The following is a 26141-nucleotide window of genomic DNA, read 5'->3' as shown; positions in this document are numbered from 1 at the left end:
TTTTGATTATCATATGAATTTGAAAGTCCACGCCAATATTAGAAAAACACTTGATATAAACGTATAAAGCTTTAAATAATTTTCTATATGATTTATTACTATTCAGCCTTAAATTTACTTTTTAATTATCCGAATAAATGCCCCAAAGCATCCCCCGCAAATCAAACCTACAAGAAGATATATGCCAATAACAATTGGTAAATTTTTGCCAGTAAACAGTTCTAGATGAAATCCGGTCTTCACAAGTACACCTACTGTTAAAATTACCCAGGTAATAATTACACCAACTAAAAATGATTTTAAAAATAGAAATTTATTGTTTTTCATATCTATTCCTCTAAATAATTAAAAATGCAGTCAATCGACTGCATTTTTAATTATAAAACTTCAGTATATTGCTTTAATTCTCTTTGTAATCCTTGAACACCTTTAGGCGCTTTGAAACCATTTTTTACTAAATAGCCTGATAATTCATCATCTAAAGTTTTAGCAACTTCATTAACTGGTTCGCCTTCATTTGCTCTAAATAAAGCCAGTTCCAAAAACTTCATAATAGTTTGGTTGGCCATCACTTCAGGATTGGCATCAATTAAGCTTCTTACCTTAATTACAAAGTTATCGTTTTGAGGCTTCAATTCATTTAATGCACCAACGCCGATCATTGATTTTCCTTTTGGAAACTTCTTTTTTCTAGCCATTTTTATCTCCCTTTAAAATTCACGTTTATATTATTTTAACATTTCATCAAAAAACTCTAGAAGTTGCCCCCTAGAGTTTTTGATTTTACTTATACATATATTTTGCACAAGCTTCTTTGGGATCCATACCGTTACGAATCTTTAAAGCTAATTCAATTGAAACATCAGCAATAATAGATTGCGGATCAATCACGTTATATGGATGATCTGGAGCCTTTTCTTGTGCTAAAGATAATTCAGTACAGCCTAACAAAATGACGTTGCAGCCATACTTATCATGCATTGTCTTCAAAATACTATGATATAAATCATGATCTACGACGCCTTTTTCTTTGATATCCGAATAGATCAATTCATTAACCATAGGTTGAATTTCTGGCCCACCTAATTCTACCTTACGGCCGACTTTTTTAATTTCATCGGCATATAAGTGATCATAAATTGAGCCTTCAGTGGCAATTAACCCAATCTTAGTTTCATCAGGATAATTATCTATAAAATTATGCACTGCGATACGCATCATATGTAAAAATGGCTTATCAGTAAGTGCAGCAAGATCATCATAGAAATAATGCGCAGTATTGCATGGCATTACCAAAAAGTCTGTTCCTAATTTATCTTGTCCTTCAACATCATCTTTTAATGCTGGATAAAAGTTAGGATTGCTATGATCTTTGATATAAGCTGTTCGATCAGGAACTTGAGCATCATTTACCAAAATATAATTTAAATAATCTTGGTCGCGCGCAATCTTAACACGGTGGTTAATTAAACGCACATAACTTTCAGTGGCAATGGTTCCCATCCCACCGATAATACTAAAAAAGTGCTTCATCGTATCAACTCTTAATTTCTAAAATGTTCTTTTTGGCCTTCTAATTCATTAATTACTCTTTGAGCAACCACGATATCAGATGGATATGGTGTATCTACGCCACGAATCTTTTGGAAAGCGTCGGCACCCTTACCACAGATTAAGACAACATCATCTTTGCCAGCCATAGCAATTGCATCATGAATAGCCTTTTCACGATCAAGTTCAATAGTTACATCACACTTGGAGTGATCAATACCTGAATCGATTTCTTCGGCAATTGATTGTGGATCTTCAAATCCTGGATCATCGGTTGTCAAAAATGCCTTATCAGCATAAGCAGTTAAACTTTCGCTGAAGCCTGGACGGCGTGAAACACCCTTATCACCAGGAGCACCAACAACGACAATGATCTTAGGATTACTGAATTCGCTTTGCATAAAGCTCATAAGAGCCATCATTGAAGCCTTGTTATGAGCATAGTCAACAACAACTATACCGTGCTCTTTGGTCATCTCAGTTTGCATTCTACCTGGAATAGTAACGTGACGAATTCCCTTAGCACAACCATCATGATCCATACCAGCAAGACCGGCACCAATAATAGCAGCGGTTCCGTTTGATTCGTTAAAGTTACCAATCATTTGCAAAGTGTAATCGCCATTAATTGGCAATTGCTTAGCTTTATCGCTTGCACAGAATAACTTAAAGCGAGTTTCACGCATATCAGTTTCTTGTGAAGCATATCTGAAGTCGATTGGAACATTCAACTTAGGATTTTCAAAGTTTTCACTAGCAAACAAGTAAATACTGTCTGGGTTAGTAGTTGTAGTGGCAGCTGCGTAAATTTCATCGAAATGATCACTTTCAGCATTAATAATACATTTACGTGAATTTACCATTAATTGCAACTTACAATGAAGATAATCCGCAAAGTTAGGGTGTTCATTAGGGCCAATATGATCAGGCGTAATGTTTAAGAAAAATCCTAAATCATAAGTCAAACCAAAGACACGATTCTTCTTGTAAGCTTGACTTGAAACTTCCATTACCAAGTGAGTCATGCCATTATCTACAGCACGGCGCATATCACGGAATAAGTCCAAACTTTCAGGTGTAGTTAAACTTGACTTGAAACTATCTTCTGGTTTTGTACCAACAATGTCATTTACTGAAGAAATGAGGGCAGTACGGCCACCATTCATTTGATCAAGCATACCCTTAAGGAAGTATGCAGAAGTTGTCTTTCCCTTTGTTCCAGTAAAGGCAACAACATATAAATCATCTTGTGGGAAACGGAAGAATGCAGCTGATAAAAGAGCCATAGCCTTAGAAACGTCACGAACGATTAAAGCGTGCATACCTTTACCTTCTGGATAAGGTTGTTCAGCAACATAACAAATTGCTCCGTTGTCCTTAGCCATTGATAAGTAAGTTGGTCTGAATCCTGCTCCCTTGCAGAAGAATAATGTATTAGTTTGAATATCACGTGAGTCGTATGATACGTATTCCATCTTAGTAGCTACAGTATCTTGAACTGCACTCGACTTCAACAAATGATGTTCTTTTAAAATTAAAATACAGGTATTTAAAGAAATGCTCATGTTATACCCCTCGAGTAGTTAATAATATTACATTCAAAATTATAACACAGCTAAACCTTGCTAGGGTCCAAAGGCAAACGAATGATGAAACTTGTCCAATTATCATTAGATTCGCAGCGAATCGTTCCATGATGCAAGTCAACCACGCTTTTAGTAATCGATAAGCCTAAGCCTGTGCCACCAGTTTTTATATTTCTTGAACCTTCTACGCGATAGAAGCGTTCAAAAATTTTCTTAAGCGACTTTTCGGGAATACGCGCACCATTATTTTCCACACGCAATTCCACAGTTTGCTTATTAACTAAATTAGCAATTAATTTAATCTTGGTTGCGCCCGTACCATACTTAAAAGCATTATTAATCAAATTATTGTAAACACGGACTAATTTTTCTGGGTCAGCCTTGATGGTCAAATTCTTCGGTCGTGTTTCCACATCAAAAGAAATCCCCTTCTTTTCAGCCTCTAACTCAAACCCAGCTTCAACCTGCTCAAGCATTGAATAAATATGAAGCGGAGCTAAATTTAATTTAGTTGTGTTTGACTTTAAAGTCGTATACTCTAATAGATCATTTGCCAAAGACTTCATTTGTTCGGCCTTGGTATAAGCAATGTTGATATACTTTGCCTGATCTTCCGGACCCACATTACCTGTCTTCAACAAACCCAAATAACCAATAATTGAGGTTAGTGGCGTTCTAATATCATGTGAAACGTTGGTAATTAATTCATCTTTAGACTTTTCGATTGCTTTTTCTTCATTAATTGAATTCACCGTACTATCAACTAAAGAATTAATTGAATCGATTACTCTTTGCAAATCAGATCTAACTGCAAATGAAATTCGATGATCAAAGTGACCGTCTGCAATATAATGCAATTCAGAAATCACATGTCTAAGTTGCATTTGATGATAACGACGAATCAAGCGCCAATACAGAACGATTAAATCACCAAATCCCATAATAATGATAAAAATTCGTTGCCAAGACCAAAGATGATAATTGCCAGAAAAAGTAATCGTCTTTTTCAAAAAGTAAATGCCATTTACTAAACTTTCATCTTGCAAAATAGCCAAGTGAATCAAAATAATTATCGATAAATTAAGTAAAAGCAGTAATACAATCGTTACTACTGCTTCTGCAAATAATTCGCTTTTTTCTGTACCTGTAAGCTTAACGCGCTCTTTTTTCATTCATTAAGCCTCAACTTTGTAGCCAACGCCCCAAACAGTTTGAATGACGTCTTCGCCATCAGTTGCCTTTTGAATCTTATCACGAAGGTGAGAAACGTGAACCATAACGGTTTTGGCAGAAACAATTGATTCTTGTTGCCATACGCGTTCAAAAATTTCATCAGCTGAAAATACACGATTTGGATGACTAGCAAGCAAGTATAAAATTCCAAATTCCAAAGCGGTTAGTTGAATAGTTTTACCATCAATTGTTTTTACTTCATGAGAATCGCGATTAATTACTAATGGACCAACTTCAAGAACATCAGGCTTTTCATCCTTAACTTGTTTTTGGCTTCTTCTAAGGAGTGAACGAACACGAGCCATAACTTCAAGTGGATTGAATGGCTTAGAAACATAATCATCGGCACCCGTGATAAGACCTTGGATCTTATCCATATCGCCTGTCTTAGCAGAAACGATAATAATGGGAATATCTGAATCTTTTCTAACTTCTTTGATTACGTCAATACCTGTCATATTAGGCATCATTACATCCAAAATCATTAAAGCAATATCAGGTGTAGTTGACAATTTGGTAATTGCTTCCTTGCCGCTATAAGCAGTAACAGGTTCATAACCTTCATTCTTTAAGTAGATGCTTAATAATTCTACGATTTCTTTATCGTCATCAACAACTAAGATTTTCAAGAAGAAAACCCCTCTCTTTTTATTTAATAATCAATTGTATTCAAAAATTCGTCTATGTATAGTTTAGCAGAATGCTTAATTATATTTTACCTATTTTGCTAAATAAGGCTAAAACTAGGGCTTTCTTTTAACAAAAAAATAAAAAAAACTAGGATATAATCCTAGTTCTCAGTGAAATTATTGAATTTCTTTTTTACCTGTATAGAGTTCGTAGTAGTAACCCTTTTCCTTAATCAATTGATCATGATTTCCTGCTTCAATAATATGACCATGATCAAGAACCAAAATAAGATCAGAGTTAACAATTGTAGATAATCTGTGGGCAATAACAAAACTTGTTCTTCCTGCCAAAAGGTTATCCATACCAGCTTGAACCATCTTTTCAGTTCGAGTATCGATGCTTGAAGTTGCTTCGTCAAGAATCATTACAGGTTCGTCAGCGATCATCGCTCTGGCAATACTCAAAAGCTGCATTTGACCTTGTGAAAGATCGCCACCATCACCATCGATGACAGTATCATAACCATCATCAAGTTCATGAATAAATTCATCAGCGTGAGAAAGTTTTGCAGCTTGGTAAACTTCATCATCACTAGCATCAGGATTACCGAAACGGATATTATCCATAATAGTACCTGTGAACAAGTGAGTTTCCTGCAAAACGATTGAAAGAGAATGACGAAGATCGTCCTTCTTAATTTGTTTAATCGGAATACCATCATAAGTGATAGTTCCTGAATCAATTTCGTAGAAACGGTTAAGCATGTTGGAAATTGTTGTCTTTCCGGCACCCGTTTCACCAACTAAGGCGACCTTCATGCCTGGTTTTGCATTAATTGAAATATCATGCAAAATTTGCTTTTCAGGAACATATGAGAAGTTAACATGGTCAAAGACAATGTGACCACGTACAGGAACCTTCTTGAATGAACCATCTTTTTGTGGGATATTCCAGTTCCATGCACCTTCAACATTATTATCACGAGAAATAGTAACTGTTCCGTCATCTTCTTCTGAAGCTTGATCTTCCAATTGGAAAATTCTTCTAGCACCAGCCAAAGCCATAACAATTGAGTTCAATTGCTGAGAAATTTGAGCAATTGGCATACTAAACTGTCTTGATAATTGAAGGAAAGAAGCAATAGCACCTAAGGTAAGTGGAGCCCAATTATTAATTGCTGCTGCTCCACCAAAGAATGCAATTAAAACATAAAGCAAATTACCCATGTTACCCATGATTGGGAACAAGATAGTTGAGTAAGTGTTGGCCTTACCTGAAGCTTGACGCAATTCTTCATTGTAAGCGTCAAATCCTTCTTTAGTTTCTGGTTCATGTGAGAAAACCTTAATGACCTTTAAACCATTAAGCATTTCTTCGTTATAACCATTGATTTGTCCAAGCTTCTTTTGTTGAACTTGGAAATAATGACTTGATCTCTTAGTCAAGAAACGAACGATACCAAATGAAAGTGCAAAGACGATAAATGAGAAGACAGTTAATTGCCAACTCAAACTAAACATCGCAACAATAACGAAAATCAAAGTCAAAGCGGAGTTAGTAAACTGGGGAATCGACTGTGAAATCATTTGCATCAAAGTATCGATATCATTAGTATAACGCGACATGATATCGCCATAGTCGTTTTGGTCAAAGTAAGCAATTGGCAAACTTTCCATGTGACTAAACATTTCGTTACGGACACGGAATTGAACCTTTTGTGCCAAAACACCCATTAACATGTTGAAAAGGTAGTTAGAAATAAAACCAATTGCGTAAATGCCAAACATAACGGCAATCGCGTATGCTAATGGACCATAGTTAGGAGTCTGATGATGTTGAACTTGTTTAACAAGCGGCATGATATAGTTATTGATCAATCTTTCAATAAAAAGCGTACCAATAACGTTAGAAGCTGCTGCTAAAATAATTGTTATCGTTGAAACGATAAACATCCAAGGACTAGTAGTAAGAACTAATTTTAATAAACGGCCTAAGGTTTTTGAACGGTGACCCTTCATATCAATTTTATTTGCTGCTTGATCCAAAATCTGTCACCTCTACTTTCCGTTTTCTTCTTGGAATTCAGCAATTGAACTATAAAGCTTGTTACGCTTAATAAGTTCTTCGTGAGTACCAATATCTTCAATCTTACCGTGATTCATAACGATGATACGGTCAGCATCTTTAATTGAAACAATTCTTTGTGAAATGATAATCTTAGTTGTTTCAGGCATGTCTTTAGCCAAAGACTGACGAATTTCACGTTCAGTGTTGGTATCAACAGCTGAAGTTGAATCATCCAAAATCAAAATCTTAGGATTCTTAAGAAGGGCACGCGCAATAGTAATTCTTTGCTTTTGTCCACCTGAAACGTTATTACCACCTTGTTCGACCATTGTGTCATAACCATCTGGCATTTCACGAATAAAGCCGTCAGCATGAGCAATTTTGGCTGCTGCAATGACTTGTTCGTCGGTAGCATTTTCGTTACCCCATTTAAGGTTTTCCTTAATAGTACCTGAGAACAAAACATTCTTTTGTAAAACCATCGCAACGTTATCACGTAACGTCTTAAGATCGTATGATTTAACGTTGTGTCCCGCTACACGAACAGCACCTGAAGTTACATCGTATAAGCGCGGAATCATTGAAACCAAGGTTGATTTTGATGATCCAGTTTCACCGATCATACCAATCGTTTCACCAGGTTTAATATGCAAATTAATATCGTTCAAAGCCAAAGCCTTATCTGATGGATCATATTTAAAGTTAACATGATCAAACAAGATTTCACCATTTGTAACAGTCTTAAGTGGCTTTCTTGGATTTTCAATTGCTGGCTTTTCAGTAATTACGTTAGCAATACGACGACCACTAGCACCTGAAATAATCAATTGTGTAGCAATCATTGCTAAAATGTTCAAACTGAAAAGAACTGAGTTTGAATATGAAAACATTGAAACAAGTTGACCTGTTTGAAGATTGCCGCCAACAATTTCTTTAGCACCAAACCAACAAATAGCCAAAGTTGCGATATTCAAAACAGCTGCAACTACCAATGCATTTAAAGAAATAATCTTTTGTGCCGTTGAGAAAAGCTTGTAGATAAAGCCTGATGACTTTTCAAATTTATCAATTTGTGGCTTTTCTTGAACATAGGTCTTAACTTCGCGAATACCACGAACATTTTCACGAACGACTTGGTTCATACGGTCATAGCCTTTAAAAATCTTAGGGAAATAAGGGTAAGCTGATTTAATAATCAAACCTAAAATAATTACAAAGATTGGTGCAATTACTAAGAAAATTAAAGACAAGCGTGGACTAATGATAATTGACATAATTACAGAAACAATCAACATCATTGGTGCTCTTACCGCAATTCTGATAATAATTTGGTAGGCCATTTGAACGTTGTTAACGTCAGTAGTCAAACGCGTTACCAAACTAGCACTTGAAAATTTATCGATATTTTCAAAAGCATAATCTTGCATGTGATAAAACATATCTTTACGCAAGTTAGCCGCAAATCCAGCTGCCGCATGTGCTGATACGTAACTGGCACTTGCACCTAAAATTAAGGAAACAATGGTAAGAACTAATAAAAGTAAACCATACTTTTGAATATAGCCCATATTTCCTTTCATAATTCCGTTATCAATTAAAACACCGACCAAATATGGTATCAGCATTTCGATGATAACTTCACCGATAACAAACAATGGCGACAGTAAAGATAATTTTTTATACTGTCTGATTGATTTACTCAGTGTTTTGATCATTAAAAGCCCCCTCTTTCTTCTCACTCTATATATAGCTGTAAAAAAGGATAAATGAGATCAATCTCATTTATCCTTTTTATATATAGTATTAAGTTTATACCTATTTTTGCAAAATTTCACATCATTTGCACTTATCAAGCAAATTACTTACCCTTATTGGATACTGAAGTTTGTCCAAATGCAGAACCAATAATGTGATACTGTCTACGGAATAAGTATCTTGCACCATAAGAAATAGCTGCAATAATCAAGTAAACGATGCCTGGTAATACAGGGTTGATAACCTGAAGAGCTGGTAATTGGAGCAACAATGTTGCAGCAAGCATAACGATAACCAAAGCCACACTAATCAAAATTACACGCATCCATGAAATCTTCTTTTGACCATTAGGCATAACCCATTCGTTGTATTTGGCAGTCAAGACACCTAGAGCAACACCAACAATGATGATTGTCAATACACCATATTGACCAGCTTGATTCTTTCCTGTAGTGAACATACCCATTACACCGTACAAAGCCATAAAAATTGCCAACCATAAAAGGCCATTATCTACAGCTCTTTGCCAGAATGGAATATCCATGAAAGTTTTTGGCTTTTGTGTAGGATGCAAAATTTGACTTGCTTTGATTGATGGTGAAGCCATGTACAAACCATTTGCAGGTTGACCATGACGTTGAGCAATAACGATTTCTGGCAAAAGCGCATCAACTTTAGCTTTAGCATCTTCAGATGACATATTGCCTTGATTTTCTAATTCTTTTTGTAAACGGAAAACGTAATCAGCATTTTTATTGCTCAAAGCAGCCCTTAATTCTTCTGGACTTTGAGTTTTTACTGCATCATCCTTATTTTCTGATTCAGTTTTTGCCTTGATTTTTTCCTGTTTAGATTGATCAATATTTGCTGTATTTTCGTTCTTTTCTTCAGCCATTTTCTCTCCTAGACATTGAATCTGAATTCGATAATGTCACCATCTTGAACCACGTAATCCTTACCTTCAAGACGGAGCTTACCAGCTTCCTTAACCTTTTGCATAGTTTCAAACTTATCTAAATCATCAAATGAAACTACTTCAGCACGAATAAATCCACGTTCAAAGTCTGAGTGAATAACACCTGCAACTTGAGGAGCTTTCATACCTTCGTGGAAAGTCCATGCACGAGTTTCTGGACCACCAGCTGTGAAGAAAGTTCTAAGACCCAAGATATGGTAAGCAGCCTTGATCAAACGATCCAAACCAGATTCTTCAACGCCTTCCATTTCTAAGAATTCTTTTCTTTCATCGTCATCCATTGAAGCAATTTCTTCTTCAGTAGCAGCACTGATACCCAATGCTTCAGCATTTTCACTTTCAGCATGCTTCTTAACGATTTGGAAGTACTTATCGCTTTCTGGATCAGCCATTGAGCTTTCGGCAATATTGGCAACGTAGATAACTGGCTTAGAAGTCAAAAGGAACAAGCCCTTAACAATCTTTTGTTCATCCTTATTAAAGTCAATTGAACGAGCAGCGTTACCTTCTTCCAAAACTGGCTGAAGTTTTTCAAGAACAGCCATTTCTGCCTTAGCTTCTTTATCACCTTGTTGAGCAATTTTCTTAACCTTGTTAATACGACGGTTAACAGCATCAAGGTCAGCAATAGCCAATTCCAAGTTAATAGTGTTGATGTCTTCTTCTGGATCAACTTTACCGGTTACAGAAGTAATGTTGTCATCATCAAAAGCACGAACAACGTGAACAATTGCATCAGTTTGACGAATGTTTTCAAGGAATTTGTTACCTAAACCTTCACCCTTTGAAGCACCTTTTACCAAACCGGCAATATCAGTAAATTCAAAAGTAGTATGAACAATCTTTTTAGCAGGAATCAATTCTTGAATTCTTGCAAGACGCTTGTCAGGAACTTCAACCATTCCGACGTTAGGTTCAATGGTAGCGAATGGATAGTTTGCCATTTCAGCTCCAGCTTTAGTAATTGCGTTAAACAAAGTAGATTTACCAACGTTTGGCAAACCAACAATACCAGCAGTTAATGCCATAATCTTCCTCTTTTTCTAAACTAATTAATTTTAATTATTATTACCTTTTTATTTTAGCCAATATTTGGACGCATGATTTGATCTTTTGGCAAATATTGCTCTTTTTTCTTATTTACCGGATCATTTGCCTTAGTTAAAACCTTTTTTACCTTACGGTTAAATTCAGCTCTAGGCATCATTACAACACGTCCGCATCCCATGCATTTTAAGCGAATATCCGCACCCAAACGCAAGATTTCCCAATCATTTGTTTGACATGCATGGGGCTTTTTCATTTGCACCGTATCAGCTAAATCATATAAATCATTTTTAATCATCTAGATCAACGCCTAAAATATCTAAAATTCGATTTAATTCATCGGTTGAGGCAAAGTCAATTGAAAGATGTCCTTTACCTTTTTTGCTTTCAGAAATATTAACGCTTGAGCCAAATTTATTAGAAAGTTGACTTTCGCTAGCACGAATAAAAGCAGATTTACGAGCTGTCTTCTTACGTGGCTTTTTAGAATTAATTGAAGATACCAAAGCTTCAACCTTGCGAACTGGCATCCCTTCTTTAACCACACGCTTAGCAACATCATCAATCTTGTCTTTATCTTTCAATCCAAGCAAAGTTCTTGCTTGTCCCATGGATAATTCGCCATGTTGCAAAAGTCGCTTGGTTTTACTTGGTAAGGTTAATAAACGAAGATAGTTAGCAATATATGGACGTGACTTGCCCATACGCTTAGAAACTTCTTCTTGAGTTAAACCAAGATTTTTTTGAAGCATTTCATAAGCTTGAGCTTCTTCTAAAGGAGTCAAGTCTTCACGTTGCAAGTTTTCAAGAACTGCAACTTCCATCATTTGGCTCTCATCAAATTGACGAATAATTGCTGGAACAGTCGTCTTTTTAGCAAGTTTAGAAGCACGATAACGTCTTTCACCAGCAATAATTTCATAGCCATTTACTGACTTGCGAATAATAATTGGTTGAAAAACACCGTTTTCTTTAATTGAATCAGATAATTCCTTTAAACTCTTATCGTCAAAATTCTTTCTTGGTTGATAAGGATTAGGACGGATTTCATCTAAAGAAATATCTTGCACTTCTTCTTCAGGAGTAGTTTCTTCAATTTGTGGTTCATCTTCAAATAAGGCTTCAATACCACGACCTAATCCGCCTTTTTTTCTTGTTTCTTTACTTTTGGAGTCTCTTGCCATGAGCTTTAAGCACCTCCCTTGCTAAATCATCATAAACTTTCGCACCGCGTGAACGTGGTGCATATTCCGTAATTGCTTGGCCATAACTTGGAGCTTCAGCCAACTTGGTAATTCTTGGAATAATTGTCTTATAAACTTTCTTGTTAAAGTAAGATTGAACTTCTTTAACCACTTCTGCGCCTAGGTTAGTACGGGCATCAAGCATAGTTAGCAATACGCCTTCTACGCCCAAATCTTTATTAAAGTGCTTTTGAACCAAGCGGATAGTATTTAAGAGCTGACTTAAACCTTCCATAGCGTAATATTCACTTTGAACAGGAATCAAAATTGAGTCAGAAGCTGTAAATGCATTGATTGAAAGTTGACCCAATGAAGGCGGACAATCAATAAAAACAAAATCATAGTCATCATTAACAGTATCTAGAGCTGATTTAAGACGCGTTTCACGAGCCATCATACTGATTAATTCTGTTTCCGCACCTGATAAATTAATGGTTGCTGGAACAATATCCAATTTCTTAGTTGAGGTATGATGAATTGTATCTTTCAAAGGGATTTCATCGATTAAAACGTTGTAAATGTCCTGGTCAATCTCTGATTTTTCAATCCCTAAACCAGAAGTTGCGTTTCCTTGAGGATCAATATCAACAATTAAGACGCGGTAACCACGGTCGGCAATAGAGGCTGCTAAATTAATAGTTGTCGTTGTTTTACCAACGCCACCTTTTTGGTTAGCAACCGAAATTACATTTACCATAATTTTCCCTACCCTCTACTTTCTTTTTAATTCAATAGTGATCCTATAATCATCTGGGTCATTATTTTCTTGAACCTTAACTTTGATACCTGAGTCTTTAGCCAATTTAACAGCTTGCTTAATAGTATTGATTTGAACCTTAAGATCCTTAGGAATACGGTTAACAACTCTTTGCTTATTTTCGGATTTTTCTTTTCTAGCAAAATAACCGTCAACATCACGAGCGATTGCTTCTGTTTCTTTAACGTTCAAACTACTCTTTAAAACTTCATCAACAACTCGGCCTTGATCTTTTTCGCTTAAACCTACAAGGGCACGACCATGGCGAGCAGTAATATCACCACTTGCCAAATAATTTTGCACTTTAGGAGTCAATTTAAGAAGACGCAATTTATTGGCTACATAAGACTGAGACTTACCAATATCTTTAGCTAACTCAGTTTGAGTTAAATTGTTAAGCTTCATCAAATGAGTATAAGCTTCCGCCTCATCAATTGGATTCAAGTTTTCACGTTGTAAATTTTCAATCAAAGCTAGTGAAGCTGCTTGATCGTCATCCATATTGTTAACAATTGCTGGGATCTTTTTCCAGCCTAAACTTTTAGCTGCGCGAAAACGTCTTTCACCAGCGATAATTTCATAACCATTATCAATTTCACGAATTACGATTGGTTGAAGAAGCCCTTCTTTATCAAGAGTTTGAGCCAATTCATTAATTGATTCATCTGAGAATTGACGTCTTGGTTGAAAACGATTAGGTTGAATTTTGCTTAATTCAATATCTTGAATTTGCTTATTTTTTGGAATTTCTTCTTGATGTTTACCAAATGAAAAAAGTGACATGATAAGTCCCCCCACTATTTAATTGGCTTACGACGCGGTGTACCCGCTTGTCGTGGATATTTCTTAGGTGTTAACTTAACTTTCTTGACTAAGACTAAGGTTCTTTCTTCATTAGTATCAGGCAAAGTAAGTTCTTCTTCATCGATTAATTTTCCACCTAAAACTTGCAAAGCTTTTTTACTATTTTCAAGTTCATCTTCCGCCTTAGGACCCTTTAAGGCAACAAAATAGCCATCTTTTTTAACTAAAGGAAGGCAATATTCACTTAAAACGGTCATATTAGCAACTGCTCGAGCAGTGACCAAGTCAAATTTTTCACGATATAACTTATTTTGACCTACATCTTCTGCACGTCCATGAACTAAATTAACATCACTAAGATTAAGCTTGGCAATTAAATCCTTTAAAAAAGTAAGACGCTTAGCGAGTGAATCAACAATCGTAACTTTAAGGCCAGGCATCAAAATCTTCAATGGAATTGAAGGAAAACCAGCACCAGCACCTACATCACAAAGAGTTGCTCCTTCGACAAAAACTTTCTTAAAAGTAAAAAGCGGCGTCAAACTATCAAAGAAATGCTTTAAATAAACATCTTCTTCTTCGGTAATTCTAGTCAAATTAACATGCTCATTGGCAGTAACTAATTTAGTAAAGTAAATTTTAAATTGTTCTTTTTGTTCTTGAGTTAATTCAAAATTATGTTTTTTTAACTCTTGGTCGAATTGTTCAGGATTCATATTTCCCCCGTGAAACCGTGTTTCACACTTTATCATTTAACGACAAAATCACGGTTTAGTAAAGCTAAACTATCTCTACAATTATGAAGTATTTTCTTGCAATCGTCAAAGCCTAACCGACTTAATATAGGGTATAATGTACGCCAAAGGAGAAAAAAATATGATTGTAACATTAATAGTCCTTGCTTACTTAGCATGGCAAGCTTTTAACGGCTATAAAACGGGATTTACCCGTTATATCATTAATTTGATTTTCGGTGCTATTGTTTTTATGGTGGCTATTTTCTTACAAAATCCATTTGGAAATTGGCTATATATTCAATTCACTGGTCAACAAATTCAAACAAGCTTAACAACTGAAACGAATTTAATGATTTTCCGTTTCTTAGCGTTCTTTATCATTTTATTCATTGGAAGAACAGTTGTTAAAATCTTTAAAAGCTGGATCCCATCCAAAAATCCTCATGCCACAAATATCGGCAGTGTCTTAGACAGCGTACTAGGAGCTCTTGCTTCATTTATCGCTGGCTATTTCTTCGTCTATGTTATCTTGTCGATGCTCAACGCTGTCCAAATTCCATGGTTCACCCAACAAACCATCGATTCAGGCTTTTTGCGTTTCATTATTTACAATACGCCGGGATTTTCAAATGGTATGTTTAACAGTGTTTTCAACATTGCAAAAACAGTTGGATAACTTTTAATTAAATTAAAAAAGAGTCTAGAAATTCTAGACTCTTTTTTCTACCATCGGCTATCATCAAAATTATCGTATTCCACGTGTTCATCATTATAGACAAATACGGCCCCAATACGATCAGGATTATCGTGCCAGCCTGCAATTGGATGACCTGCAAAAAACAATCTCTTGCATTCAAGTTCTGCTTCTACTGAATCTTTAGTAAAAGTCGTGACTCCCGCTAAACTTGTCTCAACAGGATAGCCAGTTCTTGGATCAATTAAATGATGATATTTTTTGCCATCAACCACGAGATATCGTTCGTAGGTTCCACTTGTTACGGCCGAACATTTCGGAACCATCACTGTTGTGATATTATCTCCGCGTGTTTCTTTAGGATCCTGCACGCCAATTGTCCATTTACCATTAGTTCTCTTAGGAGAATCGCCAACCAGTAGAATATTTCCACCTAAATTGATAATTCCCGCACTTACGCCATAAGCTAGCCATAAATCACGAATTCGATCTGCAATCCAGCCTTTGGCGATGCCGCCTAAGTCAAGCTCCATGTTTTTCTTAGTTAAAAAGACAGTTTGATCTTGATCATTTAATTCCACATTCATCGGATCGATCAATTTCATTTTTTCCTTGATTTGGTCGTCAGTTGGAACATGAGCTCCTTTAAATCCGATATGCCACAATTTAACAACTGGCCCAATCAAAGCGTTAAAGCCATAATTTTTACGACTTTCTTCAACTGCCAGTTTAATTAAACTATATGTTCCACTTGAAACCTGCACAGCATGTTTTCCCGCAGCATGGTTAACATTCATCACTTCAGAAACATCGCGATTAACTGTTAATAAATCTTCATAATGATCAATTAATTCAAAGGATTTTTGAATGATATCATCTTTTGGTACCAAAATTTGTAAAACAATCGAAGTTCCTAAAGCGTGATGATGTCCAACTGCTTGTTCAAGTGCCAAATCCTTAATGATTTCTTTTTCTGTCATTATTATTTCTTTTCTAAGTACAACTCGCGCAAAGCATCACGTAATTCAGGCGTTACGCCTAACTGATTTTTTACATACTCATCTAATCCACCGAAGTCTTTTTCAATTGTAATTAAAGATGTATCTAAAAAAGCATCCGATACGGAGCCCAAAATACGCATATTTGCTCTAAAGCTTAAGTTTTCGCCTTCTTCAGCAAAAACTTTATCTCGCTTAGCACGATAATTATTCAACATATAATTTGAATATAGATAATCTTGACGAATAGTTTCTAAATCAACGCCTAAAATATACAAAATAAGGACAGTTACAATTCCAGTACGATCTTTTCCTTCAGAACAATGATACAAAATTGCACCATCAGACGTATCAGCTAACATTTCTAGTATTTTATGCAAAGTACCTTGTGCATGCGGCTTAGTAACATGATCATGATATCTCTGGCACATCATACGAAAGCCTGCATATTGATCTTTGCGATACTCTTCGAACATTTTTTCAATATTGTGGCCACCGCCACCCTTAGTATTATCTTCATCAGACAATGAAATTTGAAAATGTTCTACACCAGAAATAGGCTTATCTGGAGATTTTTTATTCTCAAGTGGTGAGCGAAGATCGATGATTTTTCTTAAACCATATTCTCTTAAAAAGTTAGCATCATGTTCTGAAATGCAGCTAATATTTCCTGTTCTAAGCAAACGATGCATTTTTATCTTTCGGCCTTCGAAACCAACGTAACCACCCAAGTCACGTGGATTTCTAACAGTCTTAAGTGGCAAAATATTTGGTTTATTCATCTCACCCCTCCCTTCGTTCATTCTATAAGTAAAAAAGCCTGAGACCTTTTTGGCTCAGGCTTTATTTTACAACGCTATCAGAATATCTGGCAAAATTATTTGTTAGCTTGTTCAACAAACTTAACAAAGTTATTCATAACGTCATCCAATTGCTTAATGTAAGTTTCGTTAGTCAAATCGCCAGTTTCTTTATCGAAGTTATTTGCGGCTCCACCAATTAAAACTTCATTTCCTGGTAAAACATTTGCACTCATATCTGGTGAAAGCAAAATTTCACGAGCATCTTCTTGTGCACGAGAAGAGCCTTGAATTCCGTATGAAGTTCCTACAACCATTGCGGGCTTCATCTTCATTACATTAGGACCAGCGTGTGAACCCAACCATTCAAGCGCACTTTTAAGTGAAGAAGGAATTGAGTGGTCGTATTCTGGAGTGGTTAAAATTACGCCATCTGCAGCTTTAACATCCTCAATCCATTTCTTGGTGATTTCATCAGGTTCATCGGTTCTGCAGAAAGGCTTAAGTTGATCAATTTCTTTAACTTCAATATCAGCTTTATTGCCGTAACGTTTAGCAATAAATTTTGCTAAAAAACGATTATATGAAAACGGAGCATTAGTACCAACAATTGCTAATAATTTCATTTTCTGCCTCCTATTCGGTAATCAATTTATACCAAGCATCAACTTCGTTGAAAAAGTGATCCATGAATTTAACTGTACCTTCATCAACAAGATCACCATTTTCTTTAAATTGTTTTGGTGAAAAGCCCATCATAAATTCGTCACCATTAAACAAATGGCAGCCGAATCCTGGTGAAAGCAAAATAGATCTTAAACGAAGCTGTGAACGAGATGCACCTTGAGGCATTGGCGAAGTTGAAACAATAACAACTGGCTTGCTGTTAAATGGATGAACTGCACTTGATAACCATTCAAGCGCACTCTTTAAGGCACTTGTAACTGAGTGTTGTTGTTCTGGTGAGCCAATTAAAACCAAATCAGCTTCTTCAACCTTTTTACCTAATTCTAAAACATCGGTAGGAGCGTCAACGCCTTCTTTAAACATTGGCAATCCTTTAACTGAAGTTACTTCAAAATCATATTTATCAGCAAAATGCTTAGCCATAAACTTTAATAAAGCCAAATTAAAAGAATTATCTGCATTTGAACCTGATATTGCAAGAATCTTCATAAAAACCACCTTTCAAAGTTGTTACTTACTTTTTTACCTACTTAAGGATAATTATATCTTAATTGTCCTATTTTTGTTAAAACTTTAAATTATATGAACGAATTTTGAAAAAGTAAAAAGCCTGGAGCGATCGTTCCAGACTTTTTAATAATTAAAAGTATAACTTTAGTTGCTTAAACTTAAGCTAAATTATCCTTCAAAGAAGCTTCTTCATCTTCAGCAAACATAGAATTTTCTTCTGCAGTAACATCAAGACGGTCGTTAAGCATTGCATCATGGATTTGAGCATTCAAAACATTAACGATTTGATCTTGACTAAACTTAGCCACTTGGTTAACAACTAATGCTGCCATACCAGTTGCGGAAATCCAATTTGCAATAACAATATCGTTAATCTTTTGATCACTGTAGTCAGTATTTGGATATTGTTCTTTGAACTTTTCAAGACCCAAGTTCATTAAAGTATCAGAAATAATTTGACTACCGAACTTGCCGTCAACAAACATTGCACTAAATAACTTATTATGTGTTTTTGCAAAATCAATATAAGCTAAGTCCAAGTCTACTAAGGCTTCTCCGGTATATTCTTTTTGCAAAATTTTGTTTTTTAATTCGGCAGAAATCATTTGTAAAACTTCTGCACGAATTTCTTTCATACCATTAAATTCTAAATACAAAGGTTGAGTTGAAAAATGACCTGCTTTTGCAATGCTACGAGCAGTCATACCATCTAAACCATCATTAATCGCCATCTTATAGGCAACATCGAGAATCATGTCTCTACTAATTTCTTTTTTTCTTGCCATTTTTTGTACACCTCATTTTGAAGTAACAAGTTATACTTTTTAATTACGTGTGTTATTTTTGTCTTCGTTATTATAATATCGCGATTAAATAACAAATGCAAGTTTAAATGGTGCTTTTTTTATAGATTGATTATAATCTCTTAAACAGCGATGAACCGTCATTTTGAGTGAATTGACCATAATTTGAATTGATCATTTCAATAACTTCTTGTTTATCTAATCCTTGGGATGCACAATATGACAAGAAGGCTGCAGATAAAATATAGCCACGTTCACGATCATCAGTTAAATTATCTGAGAAACTCATGTTAATTGCATGGTTACGGTAATCAGTATCAATTTTTATTGATTTATTTTCTGGTAATTCGTTCATTATTAACCTCCCTGGTTAAAAAATATAATGAAATAACAAATTTAAGTTAGAATAATTATAATCCTAATAATAGAAAGTGTGAATTACAATGCAAACATCAATCGGACGCTCTTCATGTACCTCTATCTTAATTGGAAAAAAGGCGTCTATTAACGGTAGCGTTATTATTGGCAGAAACGAAGACGCTAAAACTGCTTGGCCCAAACATTTAGCTTTTAATAAACATGAACAAGTAAAAGATAACCATTTCAAATCTAAAGATAATAAATTTGAAATGGATCTTCCTAATGAAAAATTCTCTTATTCATCTACTCCTGAATGGACCGATAAATACGGAGTTTTTGAAGAAGATGGTATCAATGAATATCATGTTGCTATGAGCGCAACGGAAAGTGCCTATGCAAACGAACGCGTTTTAGCAGTCGATCCTTTCGAAACTGAAAAGGGCATTTTAGAAGAAGCAATGATTACTGTTGTTTTGCCTTACATTAAGACTGCCCGTGAAGGCGTTAAACGTCTAGGTGAAATTGTTGAAAAATACGGTGCAGCTGAAGCTGATGGAATTTTATTTGGCGATCGTGATGAAGCATGGTACATGGAAATTGGTTCTGGTCACCATTGGGTTGCTCAAAGAATTCCAGATGATTCTTATGCCGTAGTTGCCAACCAACTTGCTATTCAAGAAATTGATTTTAATAGCGACGATTTTATGTATTCAAAGAATATTCAAAATTTTGTTTATGAAAATCAACTTTGGCCTGAAAATAGACCGTTCATTTTTAGAGAAATCTTTGGTACACATGACGATAGCGATTTGCACTACAATACGCCACGTGTTTGGATCGGACAAAAGATTCTTACGCCTTCTGTAAAACAAGAACCTCAAAGCTTTGACTTACCATTTATTCAAAAACCAGATAAGCCAATTTCTGCTCAAGATGCACAAGCTGTTTTAAGCAATCACTATCAAAATACGCCATATGATTTAACTAATAAGAAAAATAAAGATAACGCAACTTTCCGTCCAATTTCTGTTGCTACTACCCAAGAATCACATTTACTCGAATTAAATGGTGAAAATATGATTCATTGGCTTGCAATGGGCGTTGCTGCACAAAGTGTTTATGTTCCATTTTATCCACAAGGTACTAAAGTGCCAACAATGTATAAATATGGTAAAGAAACATATTCTTCAAATTCAGCTTATTGGGTATTCAAGCTTGCCGGAAATTTAGCCGATCACAACTGGGGCAAGTACGGAACTGATTTAGAAAACGCTCAAGACGATGCTCGTGAAAAGACTTTACACATTCGCTATGAGTACGATCAAAAATTAGCTAAGGAAACTGACTCTGAAAAGAAAACTGCTCTAGTAGACGAAGCAAACGATAAGATGGCTAAAGCAGCCCTAAACGCTTATAAAGAATTAATCGCCAAATTAATTACTAAGCAAACCGCTGATTCTCCACTTCGTTTCCAAATGGACCCTAACTTATAGAAACCAAAAATAAAGATCACAGAATATCTGTGATCTTTATTTTTTTATTTCTTTTTAGTCATTTGACCATCCATCATTTCATAGATGTGGTCTGCATATTTTTCCAAACGTGGATCGTGCGTAACAAGCATAATCGCCTTATCACGTTCTTTTGCCAACTGCTTGAACAACTTACCTACTTCTTCTACATTTTCTGTATCAAGAGAAGCAGTTGGTTCATCAGCAAGCAAAATAGCTGGATTGGCGTATAACGCTCTCGCAATAGCAACACGCTGCTGCTGACCACCAGATAATTCATTTGGATATTTATTAACTAATTTAGTAATTCCCAAATCATTCATTAATTTATCCAATTCTTCCTTAGATAAATTATTTTGTTTCTTAACTTTATCTACTAAAACAAACTGCTCATGAACAGTTAAATATGGAACCAAATTATAGGCTTGTAATACAAAACCAATTTCATTTAACCGTAATTTATTGCTTTGTTTAGCAGAAAACTTGGTAATATCTTCACCATTTACCAAAACTTGACCAGAAGTTGGCTTTTGAAGTGACCCGGCAATCGTTAAAAATGTACTCTTTCCGGCACCTGAAGGTCCCATAATTAAAACAACTTCACCCTTATTAGCTTCAAAGTTAACGTCTTTCAACGCATTAACTTGGGCTAAGCCTTTACCATAAACTTTTTTTACATCTTTTAATTCAATAACTGCCATCTTTATGCTCCAATCGCTTGTGCTGGATCAACTTTTAAAATTGATCTTACTGGAATCAAACTGCCGATAATACCCATTAAAAGCATACCAGCAGAGCCGACTAACATAATTCCCCAAGTGAATTTCATTGGAACGGCTGCTGGAAGAGCCAATGATGTAATCCACATCACAATTAAAGCGATAATAACGCCAACCAACATTAAAATAATTGATTGACTAATTGTTGCACCTACCAAAGTTTTAGATGGGATACCTTGAGCACGCATAACAGCAAAATTGTGTAATTTTTGCATAGTTAAAATATACAAGAAGACAGCCACAATAATTAAAGAAATAACGAATAAGAAGCCAATCATTAACTCAAAGGTCATATTTTGTGCAGTATAACCTGGCAACTTGTTAATTACAGTTTTAATATCATATGTTTTGGCATTTTTATGATTAAACTTATAATTTGGATTTTGAGAAATGATTGCTGAAGTCTTTACATTAGGCATCGTAACTTTTAATTTTTTCCAAGTATCCATAGTGCCATAAACAATTGGCCCAATATTAATTTTGGCATCCTTTAAGAAACCAACAATCTTATACTTCTTTTTTGAATCGTTTAGACTAATTTTATCGCCTAATTTATAGCCATCAACCTTAAAGCCTTGATCAACTGTAACTTCATTGCTTTTCTTTGCTTTACGTCCTGCAATTAATTCTTGATTTTTATAAATAAATTGATTCTTTTGAATACCCAAAAATTGTGCAGACACAGATTGACGATGCTTTGCTTTAGCAACAAATGGCGTCAAACCAACATACGCCTCTTTTTTACCAATCTTGGCATCTTTCAAATCATTTTTCGTTAACACGGACTGGCCCATGCTAATATTAGAATTTTTATTTAAAACAATCTTTCGTGCATCCCACGAATTAATTGCCTGCGTATTTTCATCAGCTAACCCTAAAGCCAATGATGACAACATAAAAATCAAATAACTGATCAAAAAGATCATTAAAATAATCAAGCCGTATCGCATTTTTTCACGCTTGATTTCTTTAAATGCTAAAAACATTATTCCTTTTTCTTACTCCCTCTATCTATCAAGTACAAACTTTCTTTATAACGTGCTAAATTCTTTTCTTTATTTTCCGGATCAGCAAAAACAGAATTTATCACTTCATGACTGAGAACCATCGCACTCCACATTTCAGGACTCATGTGAAGAAGCTGCTGTGAATTAGTCTTTATGCTTCCAGGAATTGCCGCTTCATTTTGAAGCATGTGAAGCTTCATCATTGGCTCATACTTGCTATGTTGAGTTTTATCAATAAACTTGCAAACCCGTTCATAGAAAAAGTCAGGATCGAATTTATTGCTTGGATTCATATTCATATGAATTGTTTGAATTGCAATTTCATACAAGTATGTATATGCATCTGTTAGATCGTCAAAATACTTATAAAAAGCGCCACGAGCAATATTGGCTTCTTTAACAATGCGAGCAACTTGAGCATCCGTTAAAGCATGATTGCTAAATTCATGCAACAATGCCTCTGTGATTCTTTCCCTCTTTTCATCTGGTAAATTTAAAAAAGTTGACTTAACCATATTAATGTCCTCCCTACTGACACCTCGTCACTTTCTTCACAATTATAATAGGAAAGAAGTGACAATGTGTCAATAATAAAATATAAAAAAACTGGAAGTTGATTCCAGTTTAAGCAAGTTTGCGATTATAATAATCCATTCGTGTAATCCCTTTACGAATGCTAAATTTGGCCAAAGCGCAATTATCCATGGTATCAAACAAATCCATATCGCCTTTAGTCAAATAGTGTGCTGCCATCATTCTGATTAAACGACCATGGGCTACAACTAAGACCTTTTTATCAGGATATTTTTGATACATTTCGTCTAAAAACTCACCGCAACGCTCATCAAAAGCTTCATAACTTTCACCGTTTGGCGCGTATTTTATATACTGACGATTGATTTTGCCCCATGGATCTACAACATCGGGATATTTCTCACCGATTTCTTCCATTTTCATGCCGTCCCAATCGCCAAAATCAAATTCAAGCAAACGTTTATCAAGCTTAATTTCTTTTTTGCCTTTAGTGAAAATTTTTGCGGTTTCAACAGCACGTTTCATTGGGCTAGAATAAACAACATCAAATTCATTTTCATCAAAATTGTCTGCTGCTTTTTTAGCATAATCACGTCCAGCTTCATTTAATTCCGCATCAATCAAAGCACCTTGAAGGCGATTATCCTTATTAACATCCGTCTGTCCATGACGAATAAAAACAATTTCCATCTCGTTTTCCCCTCTACTTGTTTAAAACATCTATTTAATATTACTATCCTAAAAACGATCTTTCCATTTTCTTAACTTATTTTCAAACGAAATTTTGATTATTAAAGTTGAAAAAAGTATACAATAGAATTACTAGACCAATTGAGGGAGAATACATTATGGCACGCATTACAATCCAAAGAGACGGACTTAATTTGGTAGGTGACCGTGAAGAACCATTTGGAGAAATTTACGATATGGCAATTCTAATGCATGGTTTTACTGCCAACAGAAACACTGATTTATTAAAACAAATTGCAGATAATTTACGCGATGAAAATGTTGCAAGCGTTCGCTTTGACTTTAACGGTCACGGTGAAAGTGATGGTAAATTTGAAGACATGACTGTAGTCAACGAAATTGAAGATGCAAAAGCAATTCTCGACTACGTTCGAACTGATCCTCATGTACGTAATATCTTTTTAATTGGTCACTCTCAAGGTGGCGTTGTGGCTTCTATGCTTGCAGGACTTTATCCTGATGTAATTAAAAAAGTTGTTTTAATGGCTCCTGCTGCTCAACTTAAAGATGACGCATTAAAAGGCAACACTCAAGGCGCTATTTATAATCCAGATCACATTCCTGCTGCCGTTCCATTTGGTGATAAAAAATTAGGCGGATTTTACTTAAGAACAGCACAAGTTCTACCGATTTACGAAGTATCACAGCGTTATAACGGTCCTGTTTCAATCATTGTTGGGTCTAATGACGAAGTTGTTGACCCAAAATACAGTAAAAAATATGATGATGTTTACTCCAATAGTGAATTACACATTATTGAAGGTTCGGATCATAGTTTTACTGGCGAATTCAAAGAACAAGCTGCTCAACTAGCCAGTGACTTCGTTCGCCCAATGTTTTAACGACGTTTAAAATCAAAATTTGTACGAAATATATAATTATTTTCATTACTTTCTTCAGGAATGAATTTAAAGTCAAAATCATGAAACTCTTGCAATCGTGCAGGAGTTTTTATTTGGTTTTCTGCAAGAAAGCGTACCATTTCACCACGCGCCATCTTAGCGTGCGTTGCAATCGTTCTCCATTTGCCATTCTTTTCTTCTTGAAAATCAATTGTAATCATACGCCGATTTTCAGAAAGATACGGCGTTATAACGCGAGAATATTCTTTGGACGCCAAGTTTATTACTAAATCATCATCTCTAAAAATCTCATCTGCAATTTTGCTATTCCAAAAATTATACAGCGAATAATCCTTAAAGCCCACCATTTGTGTTTTCATTTCTAAACGATACGGACAGACACCATCAAATGGTCGTAAACTACCATAAAAACCGGAAATAATTCGCAAATTTTTTTGAATATAATTAAGAGCGGGCTGAGTAAACAAATCTGGAGCCATATATTGATATTGAATTCCTGAAAAAGCAATAATCGCCGGTGTTAAACGATGCGTTAAATCCATTTCTTCAAGCTGTTTTTTACTTGATTGGATAACCCGATCACTTGCCTGCCACAATTCTTTTAATTGCGCATCATTTCTTGATTTTAAAAACTCCGCTAAAACTTCTGTTTTATCTAAAAATTGCGGCATAGTTTGAATAGGAAAACTATCCAAATCACGTTCCATCTTTTTTGCTGGAGCAATAATAATCTTCATCTTTTCTATCCCTGCCTTAATAAGTTACAATTAATAAGAATAATACGAAGGAGAATTACTATGAATCCTGATTATGCACTTATTTTAAATTTTAAACTAAATGATTCTAAAAATGTTGACGCAGATGCTTTAGTTAAGAAAGCTCGTGATATCGGCGTTCGTGCTGTTAGTGGCAGCGATCTGTTAAAAGAAGCCTGCGAAAAATATACTATTTTTTTAGCTAACGAAGAAAACGGACAAGACTTAACTAAAGACAATGTCATTGAAACAATGGTTGAAAACCGCAAAAATGGCAAAGCAACTATTATTAACATCCCTGTTAACGAAGATGGCAATTTTGATGATGATACTATCCAGATGCTTGATGTTATCAATAATTGGATGCATATGTTTGGCCACGCCTTTAATGACGGAAAAGTATCTGAATTAACCGTTGATCAAGACGGATTCGTTTTAGAAAATCGTCATGCTAGTTATCAACAATACGTTTTCGTAAAGAGCCCTATTCCTGAAAACATCACTATTTCTGGTTTAAGCGAAGAACCTAATCGCGTAGAATGGATTGAACATCGCAACGAATTAAAATTTGAATTCGAAGATAGAAAATTAACCGTTAATCTTGAAAAACCAGATGATGAATTTACTTGGGAAGTATTGCGTATTCAAGCTCACCGTCCAGAAGACGATATTGCCGAAACAAAATTTTAAAGAAGAAAAAATA

At 35.3% G+C, this 26141-nt stretch carries 30 protein-coding genes; 4 read left to right on the top strand and 26 right to left on the bottom strand.

The window, feature by feature from the left end; genetic code table 11:
* Positions 1-114 precede the first annotated feature (114 nt).
* From JCM6256_RS06930 to rsmG, 15 genes are all read right to left on the bottom strand, one after another.
* Positions 115-327: a hypothetical protein gene (locus tag JCM6256_RS06930; RefSeq protein WP_025081017.1), complete on the bottom strand. Its 213-nt coding sequence runs from the start codon at positions 325-327 to the stop codon at positions 115-117.
* A 50-nt stretch (positions 328-377) separates the two neighbouring features.
* Entirely contained in the window at positions 378-698 is a 321-nt protein-coding gene (locus JCM6256_RS06925; RefSeq protein ID WP_025081016.1) for a bacteriocin immunity family protein, read from the bottom strand.
* Positions 699-783: 85 nt separating this feature from the next.
* A complete protein-coding gene (locus tag JCM6256_RS06920; protein ID WP_025081015.1) occupies positions 784-1533 on the bottom strand; it encodes an aspartate/glutamate racemase family protein in 750 nt (249 codons plus the stop codon).
* Between the two features lie 11 nt (positions 1534-1544).
* Entirely contained in the window at positions 1545-3116 is a 1572-nt protein-coding gene (locus tag JCM6256_RS06915) for a UDP-N-acetylmuramoyl-L-alanyl-D-glutamate--2,6-diaminopimelate ligase (RefSeq protein ID WP_025081014.1), read from the bottom strand.
* A 50-nt stretch (positions 3117-3166) separates the two neighbouring features.
* Positions 3167-4309: a sensor histidine kinase gene (locus JCM6256_RS06910; RefSeq protein ID WP_025081013.1), complete on the bottom strand. Its 1143-nt coding sequence runs from the start codon at positions 4307-4309 to the stop codon at positions 3167-3169.
* Between the two features lie 3 nt (positions 4310-4312).
* Positions 4313-4999: a response regulator transcription factor CroR gene (gene croR / locus JCM6256_RS06905; protein WP_025081012.1), complete on the bottom strand. Its 687-nt coding sequence runs from the start codon at positions 4997-4999 to the stop codon at positions 4313-4315.
* A 177-nt stretch (positions 5000-5176) separates the two neighbouring features.
* Complete coding sequence (locus JCM6256_RS06900) at positions 5177-7018, bottom strand: ABC transporter ATP-binding protein (RefSeq protein WP_155833174.1); 1842 nt, start codon at positions 7016-7018, stop codon at positions 5177-5179.
* Positions 7019-7057: 39 nt separating this feature from the next.
* On the bottom strand, positions 7058-8782 hold the full coding sequence (locus JCM6256_RS06895) for an ABC transporter ATP-binding protein (RefSeq protein ID WP_025081010.1): 1725 nt from the start codon (positions 8780-8782) through the stop codon (positions 7058-7060).
* Between the two features lie 143 nt (positions 8783-8925).
* Positions 8926-9717 carry a DUF1129 family protein gene (locus tag JCM6256_RS06890; RefSeq protein ID WP_025081009.1) on the bottom strand — a complete coding sequence of 264 codons (792 nt, stop codon included), beginning with the start codon at positions 9715-9717 and terminating at the stop codon, positions 8926-8928.
* Positions 9718-9725: 8 nt separating this feature from the next.
* Positions 9726-10826: a redox-regulated ATPase YchF gene (ychF, locus tag JCM6256_RS06885; RefSeq protein WP_025081008.1), complete on the bottom strand. Its 1101-nt coding sequence runs from the start codon at positions 10824-10826 to the stop codon at positions 9726-9728.
* Positions 10827-10879: 53 nt separating this feature from the next.
* Positions 10880-11143: a DUF951 domain-containing protein gene (locus tag JCM6256_RS06880; protein ID WP_025081007.1), complete on the bottom strand. Its 264-nt coding sequence runs from the start codon at positions 11141-11143 to the stop codon at positions 10880-10882.
* A complete protein-coding gene (locus JCM6256_RS06875; protein ID WP_025081006.1) occupies positions 11136-12029 on the bottom strand; it encodes a ParB/RepB/Spo0J family partition protein in 894 nt (297 codons plus the stop codon). Before JCM6256_RS06875 ends, JCM6256_RS06880 begins: the two co-directional genes overlap by 8 nt.
* A complete protein-coding gene (locus JCM6256_RS06870; RefSeq protein WP_025081005.1) occupies positions 12007-12786 on the bottom strand; it encodes a ParA family protein in 780 nt (259 codons plus the stop codon). Before JCM6256_RS06870 ends, JCM6256_RS06875 begins: the two co-directional genes overlap by 23 nt.
* 15 nt (positions 12787-12801) lie before the next feature.
* On the bottom strand, positions 12802-13629 hold the full coding sequence (gene noc, locus JCM6256_RS06865) for a nucleoid occlusion protein (protein ID WP_025081004.1): 828 nt from the start codon (positions 13627-13629) through the stop codon (positions 12802-12804).
* A gap of 14 nt (positions 13630-13643) precedes the next feature.
* Positions 13644-14366 carry a 16S rRNA (guanine(527)-N(7))-methyltransferase RsmG gene (gene rsmG / locus JCM6256_RS06860; RefSeq protein ID WP_025081003.1) on the bottom strand — a complete coding sequence of 241 codons (723 nt, stop codon included), beginning with the start codon at positions 14364-14366 and terminating at the stop codon, positions 13644-13646.
* A 160-nt stretch (positions 14367-14526) separates the two neighbouring features.
* Between rsmG and JCM6256_RS06855 the strand changes: the two genes are divergently transcribed.
* Complete coding sequence (locus tag JCM6256_RS06855) at positions 14527-15063, top strand: CvpA family protein (RefSeq protein WP_025081002.1); 537 nt, start codon at positions 14527-14529, stop codon at positions 15061-15063.
* Positions 15064-15110: 47 nt separating this feature from the next.
* On the opposite strand, the gene JCM6256_RS06850 is transcribed toward JCM6256_RS06855, so the two are convergent.
* From JCM6256_RS06850 to JCM6256_RS06825, 6 genes are all read right to left on the bottom strand, one after another.
* Positions 15111-16046 (bottom strand): FAD:protein FMN transferase, encoded by a 936-nt coding sequence (locus JCM6256_RS06850; protein ID WP_025081001.1) that lies wholly within the window; start codon positions 16044-16046, stop codon positions 15111-15113.
* Positions 16047-16063: 17 nt separating this feature from the next.
* Positions 16064-16861 carry a tyrosine-protein phosphatase gene (locus JCM6256_RS06845; RefSeq protein WP_025081000.1) on the bottom strand — a complete coding sequence of 266 codons (798 nt, stop codon included), beginning with the start codon at positions 16859-16861 and terminating at the stop codon, positions 16064-16066.
* Between the two features lie 95 nt (positions 16862-16956).
* Positions 16957-17505, bottom strand: a complete 549-nt coding sequence (locus JCM6256_RS06840) for an NADPH-dependent FMN reductase (RefSeq protein WP_025080999.1) — start codon at positions 17503-17505, stop codon at positions 16957-16959.
* 10 nt (positions 17506-17515) lie between these two features.
* Positions 17516-18055: an NADPH-dependent FMN reductase gene (locus tag JCM6256_RS06835; RefSeq protein WP_025080998.1), complete on the bottom strand. Its 540-nt coding sequence runs from the start codon at positions 18053-18055 to the stop codon at positions 17516-17518.
* A 179-nt stretch (positions 18056-18234) separates the two neighbouring features.
* Positions 18235-18861, bottom strand: coding sequence for a TetR/AcrR family transcriptional regulator (locus tag JCM6256_RS06830; protein WP_025080997.1), 627 nt, complete (start codon positions 18859-18861; stop codon positions 18235-18237).
* A 130-nt stretch (positions 18862-18991) separates the two neighbouring features.
* A complete protein-coding gene (locus JCM6256_RS06825) occupies positions 18992-19234 on the bottom strand; it encodes a hypothetical protein (RefSeq protein ID WP_025080996.1) in 243 nt (80 codons plus the stop codon).
* An 88-nt stretch (positions 19235-19322) separates the two neighbouring features.
* Between JCM6256_RS06825 and JCM6256_RS06820 the strand changes: the two genes are divergently transcribed.
* Complete coding sequence (locus JCM6256_RS06820; RefSeq protein WP_025080995.1) at positions 19323-20732, top strand: C69 family dipeptidase; 1410 nt, start codon at positions 19323-19325, stop codon at positions 20730-20732.
* 44 nt (positions 20733-20776) lie between these two features.
* On the opposite strand, the gene JCM6256_RS06815 is transcribed toward JCM6256_RS06820, so the two are convergent.
* The 4 genes from JCM6256_RS06815 to JCM6256_RS06800 all read right to left on the bottom strand — a co-directional run bounded on the left by JCM6256_RS06815 (position 20777) and on the right by JCM6256_RS06800 (position 23760).
* Complete coding sequence (locus JCM6256_RS06815; protein WP_025080994.1) at positions 20777-21451, bottom strand: ABC transporter ATP-binding protein; 675 nt, start codon at positions 21449-21451, stop codon at positions 20777-20779.
* 2 nt (positions 21452-21453) lie between these two features.
* Positions 21454-22515, bottom strand: coding sequence for an ABC transporter permease (locus JCM6256_RS06810; RefSeq protein ID WP_025080993.1), 1062 nt, complete (start codon positions 22513-22515; stop codon positions 21454-21456).
* The gene (locus tag JCM6256_RS06805) at positions 22515-23051 is read right to left on the bottom strand and encodes a TetR/AcrR family transcriptional regulator (protein ID WP_025080992.1); all 537 of its coding nucleotides are present in this window, start codon (positions 23049-23051) and stop codon (positions 22515-22517) included. Before JCM6256_RS06805 ends, JCM6256_RS06810 begins: the two co-directional genes overlap by 1 nt.
* 109 nt (positions 23052-23160) lie before the next feature.
* Complete coding sequence (locus tag JCM6256_RS06800) at positions 23161-23760, bottom strand: histidine phosphatase family protein (RefSeq protein WP_025080991.1); 600 nt, start codon at positions 23758-23760, stop codon at positions 23161-23163.
* Positions 23761-23918: 158 nt separating this feature from the next.
* Here JCM6256_RS06800 and JCM6256_RS06795 point away from each other — a divergent pair, with 158 nt between their 5' ends.
* Positions 23919-24662 (top strand): alpha/beta hydrolase, encoded by a 744-nt coding sequence (locus JCM6256_RS06795; RefSeq protein WP_025080990.1) that lies wholly within the window; start codon positions 23919-23921, stop codon positions 24660-24662.
* Here the strand turns inward: JCM6256_RS06795 and yaaA are convergent.
* Positions 24659-25420: a peroxide stress protein YaaA gene (gene yaaA, locus JCM6256_RS06790; RefSeq protein ID WP_025080989.1), complete on the bottom strand. Its 762-nt coding sequence runs from the start codon at positions 25418-25420 to the stop codon at positions 24659-24661. The two genes, JCM6256_RS06795 and yaaA, sit on opposite strands and share 4 nt — an antisense overlap.
* 60 nt (positions 25421-25480) lie before the next feature.
* On the opposite strand from yaaA, the gene JCM6256_RS06785 reads away from it, so the two are divergent.
* Positions 25481-26128, top strand: coding sequence for a hypothetical protein (locus JCM6256_RS06785; protein ID WP_025080988.1), 648 nt, complete (start codon positions 25481-25483; stop codon positions 26126-26128).
* Positions 26129-26141 lie beyond the last annotated feature (13 nt).

This window comes from Lactobacillus hamsteri DSM 5661 = JCM 6256, from assembly GCF_000615445.1.
Taxonomy (GTDB): Bacteria; Bacillota; Bacilli; order Lactobacillales; family Lactobacillaceae; genus Lactobacillus; species Lactobacillus hamsteri.
Note: the sequence above shows the minus strand (reverse complement) of the source record. Positions and strands in the feature narration are given on the sequence as shown.

What these genes read in the sequence shown, in the direction of transcription:
- JCM6256_RS06840 (WP_025080999.1), bottom strand. Translation starts at nt 17,505, where the DNA reads ATGAAATTATTAGCAATTGTTGGTACTAATGCTCCGTTTTCATATAAT.
- yaaA (WP_025080989.1), bottom strand. Translation starts at nt 25,420, where the DNA reads ATGAAGATTATTATTGCTCCAGCAAAAAAGATGGAACGTGATTTGGAT.
- JCM6256_RS06785 (WP_025080988.1), top strand. Translation starts at nt 25,481, where the DNA reads ATGAATCCTGATTATGCACTTATTTTAAATTTTAAACTAAATGATTCT.
- JCM6256_RS06805 (WP_025080992.1), bottom strand. Translation starts at nt 23,051, where the DNA reads ATGGTTAAGTCAACTTTTTTAAATTTACCAGATGAAAAGAGGGAAAGA.
- JCM6256_RS06835 (WP_025080998.1), bottom strand. Translation starts at nt 18,055, where the DNA reads ATGAAGATTCTTGCAATATCAGGTTCAAATGCAGATAATTCTTTTAAT.
- JCM6256_RS06930 (WP_025081017.1), bottom strand. Translation starts at nt 327, where the DNA reads ATGAAAAACAATAAATTTCTATTTTTAAAATCATTTTTAGTTGGTGTA.
- JCM6256_RS06810 (WP_025080993.1), bottom strand. Translation starts at nt 22,515, where the DNA reads ATGTTTTTAGCATTTAAAGAAATCAAGCGTGAAAAAATGCGATACGGC.
- JCM6256_RS06925 (WP_025081016.1), bottom strand. Translation starts at nt 698, where the DNA reads ATGGCTAGAAAAAAGAAGTTTCCAAAAGGAAAATCAATGATCGGCGTT.
- JCM6256_RS06870 (WP_025081005.1), bottom strand. Translation starts at nt 12,786, where the DNA reads ATGGTAAATGTAATTTCGGTTGCTAACCAAAAAGGTGGCGTTGGTAAA.
- JCM6256_RS06845 (WP_025081000.1), bottom strand. Translation starts at nt 16,861, where the DNA reads ATGAATAAACCAAATATTTTGCCACTTAAGACTGTTAGAAATCCACGT.
- rsmG (WP_025081003.1), bottom strand. Translation starts at nt 14,366, where the DNA reads ATGAATCCTGAACAATTCGACCAAGAGTTAAAAAAACATAATTTTGAA.
- JCM6256_RS06875 (WP_025081006.1), bottom strand. Translation starts at nt 12,029, where the DNA reads ATGGCAAGAGACTCCAAAAGTAAAGAAACAAGAAAAAAAGGCGGATTA.
- JCM6256_RS06920 (WP_025081015.1), bottom strand. Translation starts at nt 1,533, where the DNA reads ATGAAGCACTTTTTTAGTATTATCGGTGGGATGGGAACCATTGCCACT.
- JCM6256_RS06815 (WP_025080994.1), bottom strand. Translation starts at nt 21,451, where the DNA reads ATGGCAGTTATTGAATTAAAAGATGTAAAAAAAGTTTATGGTAAAGGC.
- JCM6256_RS06900 (WP_155833174.1), bottom strand. Translation starts at nt 7,018, where the DNA reads ATGAAGGGTCACCGTTCAAAAACCTTAGGCCGTTTATTAAAATTAGTT.
- JCM6256_RS06890 (WP_025081009.1), bottom strand. Translation starts at nt 9,717, where the DNA reads ATGGCTGAAGAAAAGAACGAAAATACAGCAAATATTGATCAATCTAAA.
- JCM6256_RS06795 (WP_025080990.1), top strand. Translation starts at nt 23,919, where the DNA reads ATGGCACGCATTACAATCCAAAGAGACGGACTTAATTTGGTAGGTGAC.
- JCM6256_RS06855 (WP_025081002.1), top strand. Translation starts at nt 14,527, where the DNA reads ATGATTGTAACATTAATAGTCCTTGCTTACTTAGCATGGCAAGCTTTT.
- JCM6256_RS06910 (WP_025081013.1), bottom strand. Translation starts at nt 4,309, where the DNA reads ATGAAAAAAGAGCGCGTTAAGCTTACAGGTACAGAAAAAAGCGAATTA.
- JCM6256_RS06825 (WP_025080996.1), bottom strand. Translation starts at nt 19,234, where the DNA reads ATGAACGAATTACCAGAAAATAAATCAATAAAAATTGATACTGATTAC.
- JCM6256_RS06880 (WP_025081007.1), bottom strand. Translation starts at nt 11,143, where the DNA reads ATGATTAAAAATGATTTATATGATTTAGCTGATACGGTGCAAATGAAA.
- JCM6256_RS06800 (WP_025080991.1), bottom strand. Translation starts at nt 23,760, where the DNA reads ATGGAAATTGTTTTTATTCGTCATGGACAGACGGATGTTAATAAGGAT.
- JCM6256_RS06895 (WP_025081010.1), bottom strand. Translation starts at nt 8,782, where the DNA reads ATGATCAAAACACTGAGTAAATCAATCAGACAGTATAAAAAATTATCT.
- JCM6256_RS06830 (WP_025080997.1), bottom strand. Translation starts at nt 18,861, where the DNA reads ATGGCAAGAAAAAAAGAAATTAGTAGAGACATGATTCTCGATGTTGCC.
- JCM6256_RS06915 (WP_025081014.1), bottom strand. Translation starts at nt 3,116, where the DNA reads ATGAGCATTTCTTTAAATACCTGTATTTTAATTTTAAAAGAACATCAT.
- JCM6256_RS06820 (WP_025080995.1), top strand. Translation starts at nt 19,323, where the DNA reads ATGCAAACATCAATCGGACGCTCTTCATGTACCTCTATCTTAATTGGA.
- noc (WP_025081004.1), bottom strand. Translation starts at nt 13,629, where the DNA reads ATGTCACTTTTTTCATTTGGTAAACATCAAGAAGAAATTCCAAAAAAT.
- ychF (WP_025081008.1), bottom strand. Translation starts at nt 10,826, where the DNA reads ATGGCATTAACTGCTGGTATTGTTGGTTTGCCAAACGTTGGTAAATCT.